Origin of the sequence: Shewanella colwelliana (assembly GCF_001735525.1) — a bacterium.
In the GTDB taxonomy this organism is placed as follows: domain Bacteria; phylum Pseudomonadota; class Gammaproteobacteria; order Enterobacterales; family Shewanellaceae; genus Shewanella; species Shewanella colwelliana.
The window spans coordinates 119,792-135,315 of sequence record NZ_MCBT01000013.1 but is presented as its reverse complement, the minus strand read 5'-3'; the positions used below and the strand labels follow the sequence as shown (position 1 = coordinate 135,315).

Below are 15,524 nucleotides of genomic sequence, written 5' to 3'. Positions count from 1 at the left end.
ACAATGAGTTGTAGGTTTTCGCTGGCATTGCTATCCCTGATGGCAATGGTTTTTTCTGCCTCTAGCAGTGCACAGAACCAGCCTATTATGATCACTGTCACCAAAGGATTTGGTTTATCGCTATATGCCTCAGACTTAGGCGATGCAAAACAGATGGCTTTTGGTGACAAAGGCACATTGTTTGTTGGGTCACATAAATCTGGCACAATTCAGGCTCTTGTTGATGCAAATGCTGATGGTCGTGTAGATAAGCGTTATGTTATCGCCAAAGGACTTGAGTACCCAGAAGCCTTGGCATTTCATGATGGTGATCTCTACGTCGCCGAAGAAGACCGCATCATTCGCTATGTTGATATAGAGAATCGCTTAAGACGCCCTGGACGTGGTAAAGAGGTCTATGACCGTTTACCAGGTAAAACCAATAAGAGCCATCGCTCAATGCGATTTGGTCCCGATGGGCGATTATATGTTGCTATTGGCGCACCTTGTAACGTCTGTGAGGCGCCAGCACCTTTTGGCAGCATCATTGCTATTGATATTGAAACGGGTAGCAGTGAGCAGATCGCCACAGGTATTCGTAATGTGACGGGGTTTGATTGGTCACCAGCAGATGGAAAGTTGTGGTTTGCTGATTTAGGGCGTGACTGGATGGGTGATCGTTTGCCTCCCGATGAGATTAACCGTGTTGATACCGTCGGTGCGCATTATGGTTTTCCCTATATACATGCCACCAGTGTATTAGAACCTGCCTATGAGAAACCCAAGGGTTTAAAGGTTACCGCTCCGGTATTTGAGTTGCCAGCTCATGTAGCACCAATGGGATTACAGTTCTATCGCGGTCAACAGTTCCCACAAAAATATCACCAACAACTATTTGTTGCGGAAAATGGTTCTTGGAATCGTTCGAGTAAAATCGGCTATCAGGTCGTCATGCTAACGTTAGATGGCAATACAGTGACCAAGCGACAGACATTAGTGAGTTTTCTGGATGGTGAGTTCCCCGTAGCTAGGCCATATGCCTTACTCACTGGCAGAGATGGTGCCTTATACATTTCAGATGATTTAAAGGGCAATGTATATCGATTATTTTATAAAGATGTCATTGCCGATGAGAGTGAATCGAGTGAACAACAGGATCAAGATGAATGAGTGATGCGATTGATTTAAGTCTCGATGGTGTCGAACAGATGCCGCTTCGACGTTTCACTGAGGAAGCATATTTAAACTACTCAATGTACGTCATTATGGATCGTGCATTGCCACACATTGGTGATGGTTTAAAGCCTGTACAGCGTCGTATTATCTACGCGATGAGCGAGCTAGGCCTCTCTGCACAATCAAAGCATAAAAAATCGGCTCGTACCGTGGGTGACGTGCTAGGTAAGTATCACCCTCACGGTGATAGTGCTTGTTACGAAGCGATGGTGTTGATGGCGCAGCCTTTCTCTTACCGATATCCATTGGTAGATGGTCAAGGAAACTGGGGGGCACCCGATGACCCTAAATCCTTTGCGGCGATGCGATATACCGAAGCGCGTTTATCTAAGTTTTCTGAAGTATTGCTAACCGAATTAGGCCAAGGCACAGTTGATTGGGGCGTGAATTTCGACGGCACCATGAAAGAGCCTTTGGTGTTACCTGCTCGCTTACCGCATATTTTACTTAATGGTATTACCGGTATCGCGGTCGGGATGGCGACCGATGTGCCGCCACATAATGTTCGAGAATTAGTCTCTGCGTGTGTTGAATTACTCGATAACCCTAAGGCTGACTTAGAGCGGCTGATGGAACTTGTGCCAGGACCAGACTATCCCACCGAGGCAGAAATTATTACGCCGAAAGCGGATATTGCCAAGATTTATAGTACGGGGCGCGGCTCAATTAAGGCGCGAGCGGTGTATAGCATTGAGGGCGGCGAGATCGTTATTACCGCATTGCCACATCAAGCGGGTAGCGGCAAGATTTTAGAGCAAATTGCCGCGCAAATGCAGGCCAAAAAGCTACCTATGGTAGCGGATTTACGTGATGAGTCAGACCATGAGAGCCCTGTGCGCATGGTTATCGTGCCGCGCTCAAATAGAGTTGACTGCGATCAACTGATGGCCCATCTGTTTGCGACCACTGACTTAGAAAAAAACTTTCGCGTAAACCTCAATGTATTGGGACTCAACGGTCGTCCACAAGTTAAAGGGCTTAAACAGCTATTAACTGAGTGGTTAACGTTCCGTATGACCACGGTTAGACGTCGTTTAGAGCACAGATTGGAAAAGGTGGTATCAAGGTTACATATCCTCGAAGCCTTGATGGTCGCATTCCTGAATATTGATGAAGTGATTGAGATCATCCGTTATCACGACGATCCAAAATCTGAGTTGATGTCTCGCTTTAACTTAAGTGAAGAGCAAGCTAATGCGATTCTTGATCTTAAATTGCGTCACCTGGCAAAACTCGAAGAGTTTAAGATTCAGGCTGAGCAAAGCGAACTTGCCGCTGAGCGCGAAAAACTGGAGTTATTATTAAGCTCCGAGCGCCGCATGAAGACGCTTATCAAAAAAGAACTACTACAAGACGGTGATACCTACGGTGATGATAGACGTTCACCATTGGTTGAGCGCAGTGATTCAAAAGCATTGACCGAACAAGAGTTAGTGCCTGCTGAAGCGGTAACCGTCGTGTTATCTGAGAAAGGTTGGGTACGTTGCGCCAAGGGTCATGATATCGATCCTACTGCACTCTCTTATAAAGCTGGAGATAGTTTCCTCTGTGCGGCGTCGGGGCGCAGTAATTGCCCCACAGTATTTGTTGGTTCAACGGGTAGGGCATTTGCCACCGATACCCATACATTGCCGTCAGCGCGCAGCCAAGGCGAACCCTTGACGACTCGCTTCCAGTTATCACCTGGCGAAACGATTGAACATGCGTTAATGGGGGAGGAGGGACAATGCTTCCTATTAGCCTCGGACGCAGGTTACGGCTTTATCGGTGATTACAAAGATATGGTATCGCGTAATAAGGCGGGTAAAGCCCTGTTAAGTTTACCGGCTAACGCCAAGGTCTTGCTGCCTAAGCGGGTCGATAAATCGCGTAACGAGTCTATTCTAGCTATTACCAACGAAGGCCGTATGCTGTTGTTCTCTGTTGATGCACTGCCGCAACTGAGTAAAGGTAAGGGAAATAAGATTATTGGCATTCCTAGTGACAGAGCAAAAAGTCGCGAAGAGTTATTAATTCACTTGGATGTGGTACCTGAAGATATGGCGGTTACCTTGTGGGCCGGTAAACGCAAATTGACGTTAAAACCCAGCGACCTTGAGCATTATCGCGGTGAACGTGGCCGCCGTGGTGCTAAATTGCCCCGTGGGTTACAACGTGTAGATAGAGTTCAATTAGGTGAAGATGAACAGGTGTTATAGCCAAGCCTAGTGATAAAAAAGCTGCCAATAGGCAGCTTTTTTATTGCAAAATCGCTAGGCGACTTCGTAGAAATTGGGGGTGACATCGAGACGCGCTTGGATGATTTCGCTTGCCATGCGAGTGCATTTCCCACATTGATTACCAACACCAAGACGTTTTTTTACATCAGCAAGCGATAGGTCACCGTGATCAACGGCTTCTCTAATTTGAGTATCGGTAATAGCATGACACAGGCAAACGTACATATTGGCGCTCTCTTTACTAAGATAACGCCAATTCTAAATGATAATAATTCCCACTACCAATAACTTCTGGTTATAGTCTATCAATAGTTTTTATTTTACCCGTTATTAAAAACTGTGAGCAAAGCCATTTTCTGCCATAACGGTGTGCGCCATGGCTCACTATTTACCTCAATTAATACCCTCGTTCAAAATTAACGCTATTAGACAGCGATTTGCCATTGAGCAAGTTGTGATAGTTGTTGGCAAATATCTCGACAACTTGTTCTGGAAAGCTCGGTGCTGCGATATGTGGCGTTATGATGACATTATCTAGTGACCAAATAGGGTGCTCTTGAGGTAAAGGCTCTTTATTGAAAACATCTAATATTGCCTGTTGCTGTGGGTGTTGTTGCAATTGGGTGTAGAGCGCATCTAAGTCCAAGACATCACCGCGGCCAAGATTAAACAATAAGGCATCGTCCTTCATGAGACTAAGGTGCATTTTATCCAGTGCTCCTTGCGTGTCGGGCGTACTGGGTAAGATGGCTGCGATAGCATCTGCCTGTTGCAAGTGCAGAGGTAGGTTGGCTAAGGTATCCACCTGATCAAAACCCACTGTAGGCTTTGCCCCACGATTAATTCCCGTGACATGCATACCAAAATGTTTGGCTGTTTGCGCGATATGTTTGGCGATACTTCCCGTACCGAGCAGCAGTAGGTTTTGGCCTTGCAATGACTTGAAGTTGCTTGGCTGCCAGATTTTTTCTGCTTGCTGACTCTTATACTTTTGGTGATGTCGTTGATGTGCTAGCAGATAACCAAACAGATACTCACTCATCAGCGGGCCAAAGATGCCTTTTACGTTAGTCAGTTGATAGTCACTGCGTAAACGAGGTTTGACTAATGGATCAACCCCAGCATACGTCGACTGCAGCCAGATTAAGTTCTTGGCATGCCCAACCAACGGAGCCGCTAATGGCGGTTCAGCAAGCCAAATGTTGGCATCTAAGATACTTTTGGGGTCGTCGCCGAGTAATGTCAGGTTGGGGAGGTGGCACGAGGCTAAAAGCTCTCTGTAACGGTTGTTGTCGCTGGTCAGGAGTAAGAGTTTATGTTCCATAGCCTACCTCTTTTATTATTTTTATCAGTCAATGTAGACCGTATCGATAGTCGTGTTATTGCATTGAGTCAGCGACTATTTAGGTTATTGTTCCTAGTAGTCATATCATCTGATGACGCTAAGGCTAGCTTGTTTTCGGATGAGTTAACCTGTCGATGATTGCTTGGCTGACATCGGGATAATTACTAAAGATACCGTCTACACCCATTTTAGCCAAATCTTGAATGTCTTGAGGGTGATCGACTGTATAGACATAGACCATTAGGCCTCGAGCGTGGGCATCGTCAATCAACTCTTGGGTGATAAAGCTTAGGCTGAGATGAATTGAGTAAGCATCAAGGCGTGTTGCGCAGGCCGCTAAGTCATCGGGTATGCCTTCAAGTAGCGGTGCCAGTCTTGCGCTAGGTAATCTTTGTTTTAGCGTGGCTAAAAAGCCATGGTGAAACGAGGAGATTAACAGTTGCTCACTGCGATAGCCGATTTCATTAAGGAGTTTAGGGTATAAGTCGATAAATGGTCCTAAGCTATTGAGGCCTTTAAGTTCAATATTAACCACGCTGTTGTAGGCTTTCAGGTAGCAGAGCACTTGCCAAAGGGTTGGAATGGGTTCTCCATCAACTGTGATGGCTGTAAGATATTCGGGCGATACGTGTTCGATTAAGCCCGTTCCAGAGCTTTTGCCATCCAGCCGACGGTCATGAAACACGTATAGTGTGCCGCCCACGTTATGAACATCGAGTTCTATACTCGTGACATTTAAATCAATGGCTTTTCTCATCGCCGCCAGGGTATTTTCTGGGGCGTAGCCACTGGCACCACGATGAGCAAAGACCTTCATCAGCTTCTTATTAACCCTTGTGTTTCTTTGGCTTGGCCACCGTTGATATGGACCTCGAGTTGCGGATAAGCCAACTCAAGTTTATTTTCGCGCAGCTTTTTGCTGACCTGTTTATGGAGTTTATGTCTGAGTGGCCAGCGGGTACTCATATCTTTAGCATAAGCACGGATCTCGTAATCTTGCGTATGTTTACCAAAACCAGCAAACCAAACCTCAGGCTCTGGGGTCGCAAGCGCATCGTCACACTCCTGAACAGCTTGATAGAGCGCTGCTTCCACACGAGCGGGGTCGGAGTCCCTAGCGACCGAGACATAGACAATCACACGGGTGATGGGATCTGACAACGACCAGTTGATGAGCTGCTCGGTGATAAAGGCCTTATTGGGGACAATAATCTCTTTGCGATCCCAATCTGCGATGGTGGTTGCTCGGATCTGAATCTTAGTGACGGTACCCGTTAGATCGCGGATCGTGACAGTGTCGCCAATACGCACAGGTTTTTCGAATAAAATAATTAAGCCTGAAATAAAGTTGGCAAAGATCTCTTGTAAACCGAAACCTAAACCGACCGATAGGGCCGCCACTAGCCATTGTAGTTTCGACCACTCCATTCCCAAGGTTGAGAAGCCACTTAGCATACCGAAAAAGACCACCAAGTAACGACTTACTGTGGTGACCGCAAAGCCAGTTCCTTGAGTGAGGTCGAGGCGTTGCAGGATCATCAGCTCTAGCAAACCGGGTAGATTGGTGGCGATCATTAAAGAGAAGCCCACAATGATAAGCCCCAAGAGTAGAGACTTAAGCGTGATGGGGATCTGTTGCACTATGCCATCAACAACGCTTGAGGTTGTCCACAGCGTGATGCCATCTAAGAAGGAGAAAATAGCGCTATGGGTCTGGGTCCATAATCCAATCAGGCTGGCTAAGAAGGCCAAAATGAGTAATGACCTCACCAAGCCTAAGGATTGACTCGAAATGGTTTCCAAATCAACGATTGGCTCTTCATAGGTGTCGCCTTGCTCACTGCTTGGTGAATCATCTTCCTTCTCTCGTTGCGCTAAAATCTCGGCCCTTTTCGCTTTAGCTCGGTTAAAGGCGATACGACGGCGCTCAATGAGCATCCATCGCTTGATTAGCTGATACAGCAGCATAAAGCTGAGAGAAAGAATGAGTGATAATTGGAGCTGTAATAGCATTTGAAAGGCGGTGTAATAGTAGCCCCTAAATGCTAATACTGCACAAGTGGGTGGTAGCAATATCAATACGGCCCACAGTAACTTCTGTAATAGGCGTTTGTTTTTATCATCTTGATGAAAGCTATGTTCGCGCTTTGAGAGCGCTAGAATATCTTTGTAAAACCAAAACAACATCACGGCAAATAAGATAAAGGCGCCACGGCCGATACTATTACGTATCAATGAGGCTTCTAAAATCTCAGTAAAGCCTATGATGCCGATAATGGGCATGGTGATTAAAGTAAAGCTACGTAGGCGTTCCTGGCCGCCTCTAATCACCTTCTTTTCACCTTTAAAGTGACCAATCAGTACACCGTTATCTAGGGTAAGCAGATAGGTGAAACTGTAAAGGTAGTAGAGCAGGCCAATGGCCAGTATGCCCATCCCGATTGCTGAGACAAAGTTGTACTCTGAGAAATAGAAGATGAGTCCTGCGGTGATCACGGGGAGCGGTTTGATGGCACTGTAAAGTAGCGAGTTTATCAGGGCACTAAAAGTGTAGATAAACTTATCCTGAGTAACGTTACCAACAAAAGCAAGATTATTGGCCATTGATTGGTTAAATCTCGGGGTGAGTAAGTCTTGCATCATCAGACATAAAACCAACAAAATTATCCACCAAGACCAGACAGTACTTTGTAAGTTGACTGATTCCGATAGCTGTCCTAAAGGCGCTTGAGTCATTAACCATTGGCTACTCTGAAGTAGGTCGACAAACCAGCTTCTATCAATACTATTAGCGTTGGCGACCCAGAATAGATGTTCATTTAAGGTGGTTTTTAAGGTTCTGTACTGTTGACCTAGCTGTTCGTATAACAGTCTTAAATCAGCCAAATCACTAATGTAGAGGTCATAGTTATCCAGTAACTGATTTTGAAGCAACTGTTGCGATGTCAGTAACTTGCTTTGCAGGGCCGTATGATTTGAGGAAGCGTAGCCATTGTTAAGCCCTTGTTCCTGCTCTACTTGGTATCTTGCAATTCGCGCATTAGCAATTTCATTGATGACAGCATTCTGATTTGGCGGCTTCGGCAGTGACGACAAAATACGCAGAAAACGTTCACCAAAGGCCGAATTAAGTTTTACTAGGGCGATCTGCTGTTGGATGTTTGTCAGCTGTTTAGCCTGAAACTGGTACTGAGTTTCAGCTTTTTCTTGATCTGTCGCCGCCTGATTCATTTTGAGAGTCAGTGCTTGTAGTTGCAGTCCATACTGTTGATTTTGTTCATTCAGCTCGATTGCGACAACATCGTTAGTCGATGCGGTTTCAATTTGACTCGCAGCAATGGTCGCTGCCGTTGTTTGGTGGCGCTGGTCGGCGATGGCGCTATTAAGCTCTTCAATGAGTCGCTCTTGCTGCAACAGTTGACGGCGAACCAAGGTGAGTTGCTGCTGGGCTATGCTTATCTGTTTTTGACTGCTGGCGAGCTCTGATTCTAGCGTAGACAATGTCTGTGCATACAGACGCTTTTGTGCGTCACTGAGTTCATCTTCATTGTTATTGGTGGCTTTTTTATGTTGTATCACCAATTGATTGGCGTCACTGATAAGCTTGGGCAGTAATTGTTGCCGCTTTATGAGCTCGTTAATCCGCCCACCGAGATCGGTTTCTATCTCTTTTAGTTCAGACAGGCGCAGGTATGACATTGATGCTTGCTGTGACAGATCTTGCTGGGGGCTCCATATCAGCCGGGTTAATGCATCGTCGAGTTGACCTGTAAGGTTACTGCGCAGCGTGTTGTATTGGTGGAGAAGCTGTTCATTGTTGGCCTGCAGCGCCTGCTGTTGTTCAATCTGCTGCTTAATATGTGCCAGTTGTTGTGCCGGCGTTTTGGTTTCAACCGTACTATTTTGGCCTAGCCCGAGTTGTTTATTGAGCGATAACGGAGAGTTAGCTTGGACGCTAAAAGTCGCTAGTAAAAAGAGAATCAGAAAAATACGTAACATAAGCAGCTTTGGCATTTCCATTAATGTGCTAAGGGGCAGAACTATCTTACCAATATAGGTTGAAAATGATATGTGTGTATGAGGAAATTTAGTCGGTTAAGTTAACAAAATGGCTGTGTTGAAATCGTTACTCTTAGTATTGGAAATGATTAGTCAGTGGTGCGCTGTTGCTGCCGAGATTGCTTATGGCTTTGCTGGGTCTCGTAAACTGCAGTAATGACGACTAACAATCCGCCGATGACCGTTTTTAATTCTAAGGTTTCTCCCAGTAGTAACAGTGCTAATAGCGCTCCATAAAGTGGTTGTAGACAGGAGACTAGGCTAACTGTTTTGGCACTTAGCTGGCGTAATGCCGAAGTGAATAGCGCGTGAGGGGCTGCGGTAAATACAACACCTAGCAGGAGGATGAGCCACCAAACATGCTGTTCGATACTGCTAATTTCTACCTCATGCCATGGGAGTAAAAACAGCACGGCTACCAAGGTTTGATAGAACATAGCTTGGGCTCCGCTGTAGCTAGCGAAGTATCGTTTGTGGAGAAGGTTTCTGGCGGTAAAAAACATGGCAGACAGCACGCCAACAGCAATACCTAGCGTGACATCATTACCTAATGTTGCTTCAGGAATAAGTAGCCCAACGCCAATTAGTACCACGAGTCCACTGAGCAAATCAGCACGTTTTAGTCGTGTCTTAGTGAATAGGGGCTCAATTAATACTGTCATCACAGGGTAGGTGAAAAAGGCAATCATACCGATTGCAACGGAGGAGAGTTGCATTGATGCGAAATAGGTAACCCAGTGTAGACTGACGATAACGCCGAGACCAATGGCGACAAAATAATCTTTTTGGCTATTGAGGCGTAGACGCGACCCCATACTTTTTACAAGCAGTGCAAGGACAATGGCGGCAATAAAACACCGCAGTAGCGTGATATCGAGGGCACTAAGTGGGATCAGTTTAGAAAAAAGCGCCGTACCACCAAAAAGTAATACGGCTATATGTAGTTCTAGTAACCCAGTGCGGTTGTTTAGTTGATTGCTCAATCGTTTCTCTAATCTATTTTAGCGAAAGCTTGTCCCATACGTGTGACAGCTTTTGGCTCTACGCCATCGGCAAACGCTTCTATTGCATCTTTTGCAAACAACATTACAACCGTGCTACCGAGTTTGAAGCGCCCCATTTCATCGCCTTTCTCAAGCGTTAATGCATCAGGACCTTGGGTTGGGTAATCCCACGTAAACACTTTCTTGCCTGTTGGTGGGGTGACAGTACCAGCCCAGACGGTTTCAATGCTCGCTACAATCGTTGCTCCGACTAAAACCATTGCCATTGGGCCAATTTCAGTTTCAAAGATCGCCACTACCCGCTCATTGCGTGCAAATAAGCCCGGTACATTTTCAGCGGTCAACGGATTGACTGAAAAGAGCTCACCAGGAACATAGGTCATTTTAGACAGGGTTCCCTTTATTGGCATATGCATGCGGTGATAATCTTTTGGAGCCAGATAGATGGTAGCAAAGTCTCCGCCTTCAAATCTTTTGGCATCATCGGCTTGATCGCCTAAAAGCGCAAGTGATGAATATTCATGACCTTTCGCCTGAAAAATACGCCCCTCTTTTATTGGACCGCACTGGCTGACGGCGCCATCTACTGGGTGAACGATATAGTCATCGTCGTCACAGAGTGGGCGGATCCCTGGCTTAAGTGCTCGAGTGAAAAAAGCATTGAAGCTCGCATAGGACTCTGGCGCACTATTGGCCGCTTCACTCATGTCAATTTTGTATTGCTTAATAAACCACTTAATCACCGCCGTAGTTACAGCGCCGAGTTCAGCTGCAGCGAGCTTACCAACCAAACGCGATAACAGGTGTTTTGGCATGATGTATTGTAAAGCAATTTTTAGTTTGTCCACGTTACTTATCCTTCAAATACAATATAGCTATTTTATTGTTCTTAATCGGTATCACTGCGGAAGTGACGGGCATGTCTTTGTTCATCTAGGCTATCGATGATCTTGTGGTAATTATTATACCTATCTTCAAAAATCTTGCCGTCTGCATAGGCTTCAGTGATTGCACAGCCTGGATCTTGCTTGTGCTTACAATCTCTAAACTTACAGGTGCCTATGTAGTCTCTAAATTCAACGAAACACCAACCGACCCGTTCAGGGGGCAGATGCCACAAGGCAAACTCTCGTACCCCCGGTGAGTCGACTAAATCGCCGCCACTAGGGAAGTGCAACAGTTTTGCTGTGGTAGTGGTGTGCTGTCCAAGCCCCGAGTTTTCAGAGACATCGCCTGTTAATAATTCTGCATCAGGCATTAATGCATTAATGAGTGATGATTTACCCACACCAGATTGCCCAACAAAAACACTGACTTTGTCATTAAGTAAAGCCTGTATCGCATCAACGCCTTCACCAGATATACTGCTAACCTTGAAGACTTGGTAACCAATTGCTTCATAGCGCGCTAATGCTGCCTCTACTACTGGAGCCTCTTCCTCACTGAGTAGGTCAACCTTATTCAAGATGATGATTGGCGAGATGCCAGTGTCTTCAGCGGCAACAAGGTAGCGATCGATAATTTGTGTTGTGAAACTAGGTACGACCGACGATACGATGAGAATTTGATCAATATTTGCCGCAATAATCTTGATGCCATCATACATGTCTGGCCGAGAGAGTGATGAGTGTCGAGGATGGACTGCTTCGACTACGCCAGCAATCGTGGCTGTGGTTTCGATGGCCTGTCGAACGATAACTTTGTCACCGGTGACTAAACTTTGAATATTGCGTCGAATATTACAGCGAACTTGTTCGCCGCTCTCTGTTTCAATGTCGGCATGTTGGCCAAATCGAGAGATCACGGTTCCGAGCTGTTCTGGTCCTAGTGAGCTATCCTGTAACTCAGCAGTACTTGTTCCAGCTTCTTGGCGTTGTAGGCGTTTTTCATGATTAGCCCGCATACGACGGCGTTGACCTTGGCTTAGGGGTTTCTTTTTACTCACAGTGGCATCATCGTCAAAATAAAGGTTATTTTGTGTCGTCTAAAAAAGCAGTATGATACACGGTATCGAATAAAAAAGCCTGAATTTAGGCAAACCGCAATGATAAGGCAGATATATGGCTGCAGATGAAAGTAATCTGATTTGGGTTGATTTAGAGATGACTGGCTTAGACCCCAGCATTGACCGAATTATTGAGATAGCAACTATCGTAACAGACAAAGAGCTCAACATATTAGCTGAGGGGCCAGTGATTGCGATTCATCAATCAGATGAAGCGCTTGCCGTGATGGATGATTGGAATCAAAAGCATCATGGTGAATCTGGGTTGATTGAGAGGGTCAAAGCGAGTCAAGTTACTGAGTCGCAGGCGATTGAGCAAACAATTACGTTTTTGCAAAATTATGTCCCCAAGGGCGTTTCACCCATGTGTGGTAATAGCATTGGCCAGGATAGACGCTTCATGAATCGTTATATGCCAGAGCTAGAAGATTATTTCCATTATCGCAATATTGATGTGAGTTCGGTTAAGGAACTCGTGAGGCGTTGGAGCCCTGAAGTCATGGCCGGGTTTAAAAAGAGAGGCACTCATCAAGCGCTCATAGATATTCAAGAATCGATTGCTGAATTGCAGTTTTATCGTGACAAAGTATTTAAAATTTGAGCAAACGGTACAATTTTTTCAAGAAGGGGTTGCGAAGAGATGAAATTCTCCTATAATGCGGCCTCAACTTTTTGCTAGCGACGCTGTTAGCAAAGCTTGAAATGCGACATTAGCTCAGTTGGTAGAGCGATACCTTGCCAAGGTATAGGTCATCGGTTCGAACCCGATATGTCGCTCCAAATTATAAATTTATAGTGTCACCAAATACTGTAAATAAAAAGTTTTATGCGACATTAGCTCAGTTGGTAGAGCGATACCTTGCCAAGGTATAGGTCATCGGTTCGAACCCGATATGTCGCTCCAAGTTTAAAGATTTACGCGACATTAGCTCAGTTGGTAGAGCGATACCTTGCCAAGGTATAGGTCATCGGTTCGAACCCGATATGTCGCTCCAAATTTAAAGATTTATGCGACATTAGCTCAGTTGGTAGAGCGATACCTTGCCAAGGTATAGGTCATCGGTTCGAACCCGATATGTCGCTCCAATCTTCTTTCGTAACAGCCTCCCACTTAAAATTATTCACTACTTTAGATCCGTTGACGCCTTATATTGAACAATGGTTATGCCTTGTCATCATGTCAGTTACTGGTATCTATTTCGAACTCGATTTCTCGCTCCAGCATTTTACCTATGGCCTTCCATATCTCTAACGCTATGTTTACCACGCTGCCGAGCAGCATAGGCTACCTATCTTTGATGACTATGAGATCACAGAATCTCCATTTGCGTGATATTGGGTGAACTTCTTTAACGAAATCTAAAGTAGCGTATGCAAAATTCTACAAACTATGACCTTGTTCAAAAAAAGATTGCCTGAATGGCCTCATAATGAAACCAACTCAGAATTATGGCCGATATTTTTAGCATCGATTGGAGAAGAGAAAGATGAGATTTCAACAGCTTAGTGAGCAATTGGCGTATGTCTCAAAGTGCCGTTTGGAAATGGCTAAATTATATAGCCGCATGTACAGCGCAGTAGACTCTTCACGCGTTAAGTTGATGCTTGAATATTTTCAGCAGCACCAAAAAGATGTCTCTAAAAAGATTGACGATTATATCGAAGAGGCTCCATCACGGTTGTTGCAGCTATGGTATAACGACATCACCTTTGAAGACTTTATCAAGCGTTGCCAAGAAATAACGCCTAAGGCCAACATGAGCGAGGAGGATCTACTTGATCTGCACTTAGAGTTGGATAACCGCCTCATTGCTTTGTTTGAGAAAACGGCTGATTCTTCCGTGCCGGGTGAAGTCAAAAGTGCGCTGAATGATCTGGTTAGAGTTGAAAAGATTCAGCAGCAACGTTTAGTGCATAGCAGTATCCGGATGGATGATATTTAAGCGTTAAGTTAAAGTAGAGAAAGGCACCGCAAGGTGCCTTTTTTGTTTGTCACATTCGTCTGTAAACCAAGTCGAGGTTATCTCTTTTATGGGTTTGCTGCCTGATAAATTGTGCGAGATCAAATTAAGTGCAACTAGTGCTATTTAAAGGGAATCAAATGGATAGAAGAGGCTCTAATATCGAATATGCTTAACTACTATCGATTGATGGTTCAGATTTGATGTTTGGAGACGTTTTATGTTGTTTAGCGATGCGCAGTTACCTTTGGCCCTATACACTAGGCAGCTTATAAGAGATGCTGAAGAAAAAGCGATCCAATCGGGTGTAGTCAGTTTATTTGAGCTCATAGATAGAGCCGGACAAGCTGCTTTTGAACTGTTAAATGGTGAGGCTAGGCTTCAGCAAAAAATCCTTGTCGTCGCAGGATATGGAAATAACGGAGCCGACGCTTACATCTGTGCCACACTGCTTTTGGAATCTGGTTGCCAGGTCTCTCTTTACGCGATTGAGCGTGAAGAGTTAGGCAGTGGGGTTAGTTATGCAAAAGCGGCGTTTATTGCCGCAGGTGGTCATGTCATCCAGTCAATTGAAGACGTCATTGATGAGGTTGATATTATTGTTGATGGCATGCTGGGTACTGGGTTTCATGGTGAGGTGAATGAACCGTTCCGTAAGCTTATCGAAACCATTAATCGGTCAAATGCTTGGATTTTGTCCTTGGATGTACCGTCTGGGATTGATGCCGACACAGGTGCTGGCGAATTAGCGATAAAGGCCGACGTCACACTAACATTTGGCGCGCTGAAACAGGGCTTATTTACTGGAGCGGCCAGAGATCGCGTTGGGCGTGTAGTGTTTGCTGATATTGGCCTTACTACTTTCTTCCCCCCCTCAGATATTATCAATATTGCCCATCGCCTTACTGATTTAGGCATGCCAAAGCGAGCCCGAAATAGTCATAAAGGCGCTTGCGGCAAGGTGACTGTGATAGGTGGTGATATTGGTATGGCGGGGGCACCTCGTTTAGCTGCAGAGAGCTGTTTACGTTCTGGAGCAGGCCTTGTGGCAGTGATCTCTCGTCCAGAACATCTTGCTATTATCAACAATGGGCGTCCTGAACTGATGTTTAGAGGCTGTGAGCTCGTTGATATGGAAGTTTATGAGCGTCTTGGATGGGCTGATATTTTGTTAATTGGCCCAGGTCTTGGAAAACATGATTGGGGTTATAACTTGCTTAAAGCGGCCAGCCTCAGTGACAAGCCCTGCGTCATGGATGCTGATGCTTTAAATCTATTGGCGCTTGAACCAAGAAAACAAAGGAATTGGGTGCTAACGCCTCATGCAGGAGAAGCGGCAAGGTTGCTCGGCATTGAAACCGCGGATGTAGAGAGCGACAGATTTTCGGCCGTGAAAGCATTGCAGGCCAAATATGGCGGAGTTGTGGTATTGAAAGGAGCGGGCACGCTGATCTTTGATGGCACCGTTTGTCATGTTGCGCCTGTTGGTAATCCAGGGCTTGCCAGTGGCGGCAGTGGTGATGTACTTGGCGGTATTATCGCGGGGTTAATGGCACAAGGCATGACGCTTATGGATGCGTCGAGTGCAGGGGTAGTGATACATGGTGTCGCAGCAGATATGGCGGCCAAAGAGGGAGAGAGGGGAATGTTAGCTTGCGATCTTTTCCCGTTTATTCGTCTATTAGTGGATAATATTTAACCTGCTACCGATTAATT

General features: G+C 45.5%; 12 protein-coding genes and 4 tRNA genes. 9 read left to right on the top strand and 7 right to left on the bottom strand.

The window, feature by feature from the left end:
* Positions 1-39: 39 nt before the first annotated feature.
* Both BEL05_RS05230 and parC read left to right on the top strand, forming a co-directional pair.
* Positions 40-1,149, top strand: coding sequence for a PQQ-dependent sugar dehydrogenase (locus BEL05_RS05230; RefSeq protein ID WP_318964359.1), 1,110 nt, complete (start codon positions 40-42; stop codon positions 1,147-1,149).
* Positions 1,146-3,413, top strand: coding sequence for a DNA topoisomerase IV subunit A (gene parC, locus BEL05_RS05225; RefSeq protein WP_028764465.1), 2,268 nt, complete (start codon positions 1,146-1,148; stop codon positions 3,411-3,413). The genes BEL05_RS05230 and parC overlap by 4 nt, the downstream gene beginning before the upstream one ends.
* 54 nt (positions 3,414-3,467) lie before the next feature.
* Here the strand turns inward: parC and BEL05_RS05220 are convergent, their stop codons facing one another.
* From BEL05_RS05220 to rsgA, 7 genes are all read right to left on the bottom strand, one after another.
* Positions 3,468-3,659 carry a bacterioferritin-associated ferredoxin gene (locus tag BEL05_RS05220; RefSeq protein WP_069670510.1) on the bottom strand — a complete coding sequence of 64 codons (192 nt, stop codon included), beginning with the start codon at positions 3,657-3,659 and terminating at the stop codon, positions 3,468-3,470.
* Positions 3,660-3,831: 172 nt separating this feature from the next.
* Positions 3,832-4,758, bottom strand: coding sequence for a D-2-hydroxyacid dehydrogenase (locus BEL05_RS05215; RefSeq protein ID WP_028764463.1), 927 nt, complete (start codon positions 4,756-4,758; stop codon positions 3,832-3,834).
* A gap of 124 nt (positions 4,759-4,882) precedes the next feature.
* The gene (locus BEL05_RS05210) at positions 4,883-5,596 is read right to left on the bottom strand and encodes a glycerophosphodiester phosphodiesterase (protein ID WP_069670509.1); all 714 of its coding nucleotides are present in this window, start codon (positions 5,594-5,596) and stop codon (positions 4,883-4,885) included.
* A complete protein-coding gene (locus BEL05_RS05205; protein WP_069670565.1) occupies positions 5,596-8,778 on the bottom strand; it encodes a mechanosensitive ion channel domain-containing protein in 3,183 nt (1,060 codons plus the stop codon). Before BEL05_RS05205 ends, BEL05_RS05210 begins: the two co-directional genes overlap by 1 nt.
* Before the next feature lie 149 nt (positions 8,779-8,927).
* Positions 8,928-9,821 (bottom strand): DMT family transporter, encoded by an 894-nt coding sequence (locus BEL05_RS05200; RefSeq protein WP_069670508.1) that lies wholly within the window; start codon positions 9,819-9,821, stop codon positions 8,928-8,930.
* An 8-nt stretch (positions 9,822-9,829) separates the two neighbouring features.
* Positions 9,830-10,690, bottom strand: a complete 861-nt coding sequence (gene asd / locus BEL05_RS05195; RefSeq protein WP_028764459.1) for an archaetidylserine decarboxylase — start codon at positions 10,688-10,690, stop codon at positions 9,830-9,832.
* A gap of 41 nt (positions 10,691-10,731) precedes the next feature.
* Positions 10,732-11,787 carry a small ribosomal subunit biogenesis GTPase RsgA gene (rsgA, locus tag BEL05_RS05190; RefSeq protein ID WP_028764458.1) on the bottom strand — a complete coding sequence of 352 codons (1,056 nt, stop codon included), beginning with the start codon at positions 11,785-11,787 and terminating at the stop codon, positions 10,732-10,734.
* 115 nt (positions 11,788-11,902) lie between these two features.
* On the opposite strand from rsgA, the gene orn reads away from it, so the two are divergent.
* The 7 genes from orn (at position 11,903) to BEL05_RS05155 (ending at position 15,507) form a co-directional block, all read left to right on the top strand.
* Positions 11,903-12,448, top strand: a complete 546-nt coding sequence (orn, locus tag BEL05_RS05185) for an oligoribonuclease (protein WP_069670507.1) — start codon at positions 11,903-11,905, stop codon at positions 12,446-12,448.
* Between the two features lie 103 nt (positions 12,449-12,551).
* Positions 12,552-12,627, top strand: a tRNA-Gly gene (locus BEL05_RS05180).
* Between the two features lie 48 nt (positions 12,628-12,675).
* Positions 12,676-12,751, top strand: a tRNA-Gly gene (locus BEL05_RS05175).
* Positions 12,752-12,766: 15 nt separating this feature from the next.
* A tRNA-Gly gene (locus tag BEL05_RS05170) sits at positions 12,767-12,842 on the top strand.
* A 15-nt stretch (positions 12,843-12,857) separates the two neighbouring features.
* Positions 12,858-12,933: transfer RNA gene (locus BEL05_RS05165), tRNA-Gly, on the top strand.
* Between the two features lie 401 nt (positions 12,934-13,334).
* A complete protein-coding gene (locus BEL05_RS05160; protein ID WP_028764456.1) occupies positions 13,335-13,790 on the top strand; it encodes a hypothetical protein in 456 nt (151 codons plus the stop codon).
* A gap of 238 nt (positions 13,791-14,028) precedes the next feature.
* The gene (locus tag BEL05_RS05155; RefSeq protein ID WP_069670506.1) at positions 14,029-15,507 is read left to right on the top strand and encodes a bifunctional ADP-dependent NAD(P)H-hydrate dehydratase/NAD(P)H-hydrate epimerase; all 1,479 of its coding nucleotides are present in this window, start codon (positions 14,029-14,031) and stop codon (positions 15,505-15,507) included.
* The last annotated feature ends 17 nt before the right edge of the window (positions 15,508-15,524 follow it).

Excerpts from the sequence above, each read along its gene's own strand:
- BEL05_RS05230 (WP_318964359.1), top strand. The coding sequence starts at position 40 with ATGGCAATGGTTTTTTCTGCCTCTAGCAGTGCACAGAACCAGCCTATT.
- parC (WP_028764465.1), top strand. The coding sequence starts at position 1,146 with ATGAGTGATGCGATTGATTTAAGTCTCGATGGTGTCGAACAGATGCCG.
- BEL05_RS05220 (WP_069670510.1), bottom strand. The coding sequence starts at position 3,659 with ATGTACGTTTGCCTGTGTCATGCTATTACCGATACTCAAATTAGAGAA.
- BEL05_RS05215 (WP_028764463.1), bottom strand. The coding sequence starts at position 4,758 with ATGGAACATAAACTCTTACTCCTGACCAGCGACAACAACCGTTACAGA.
- BEL05_RS05210 (WP_069670509.1), bottom strand. The coding sequence starts at position 5,596 with ATGAAGGTCTTTGCTCATCGTGGTGCCAGTGGCTACGCCCCAGAAAAT.
- BEL05_RS05205 (WP_069670565.1), bottom strand. The coding sequence starts at position 8,778 with ATGTTACGTATTTTTCTGATTCTCTTTTTACTAGCGACTTTTAGCGTC.
- orn (WP_069670507.1), top strand. The coding sequence starts at position 11,903 with ATGGCTGCAGATGAAAGTAATCTGATTTGGGTTGATTTAGAGATGACT.
- BEL05_RS05160 (WP_028764456.1), top strand. The coding sequence starts at position 13,335 with ATGAGATTTCAACAGCTTAGTGAGCAATTGGCGTATGTCTCAAAGTGC.
- BEL05_RS05155 (WP_069670506.1), top strand. The coding sequence starts at position 14,029 with ATGTTGTTTAGCGATGCGCAGTTACCTTTGGCCCTATACACTAGGCAG.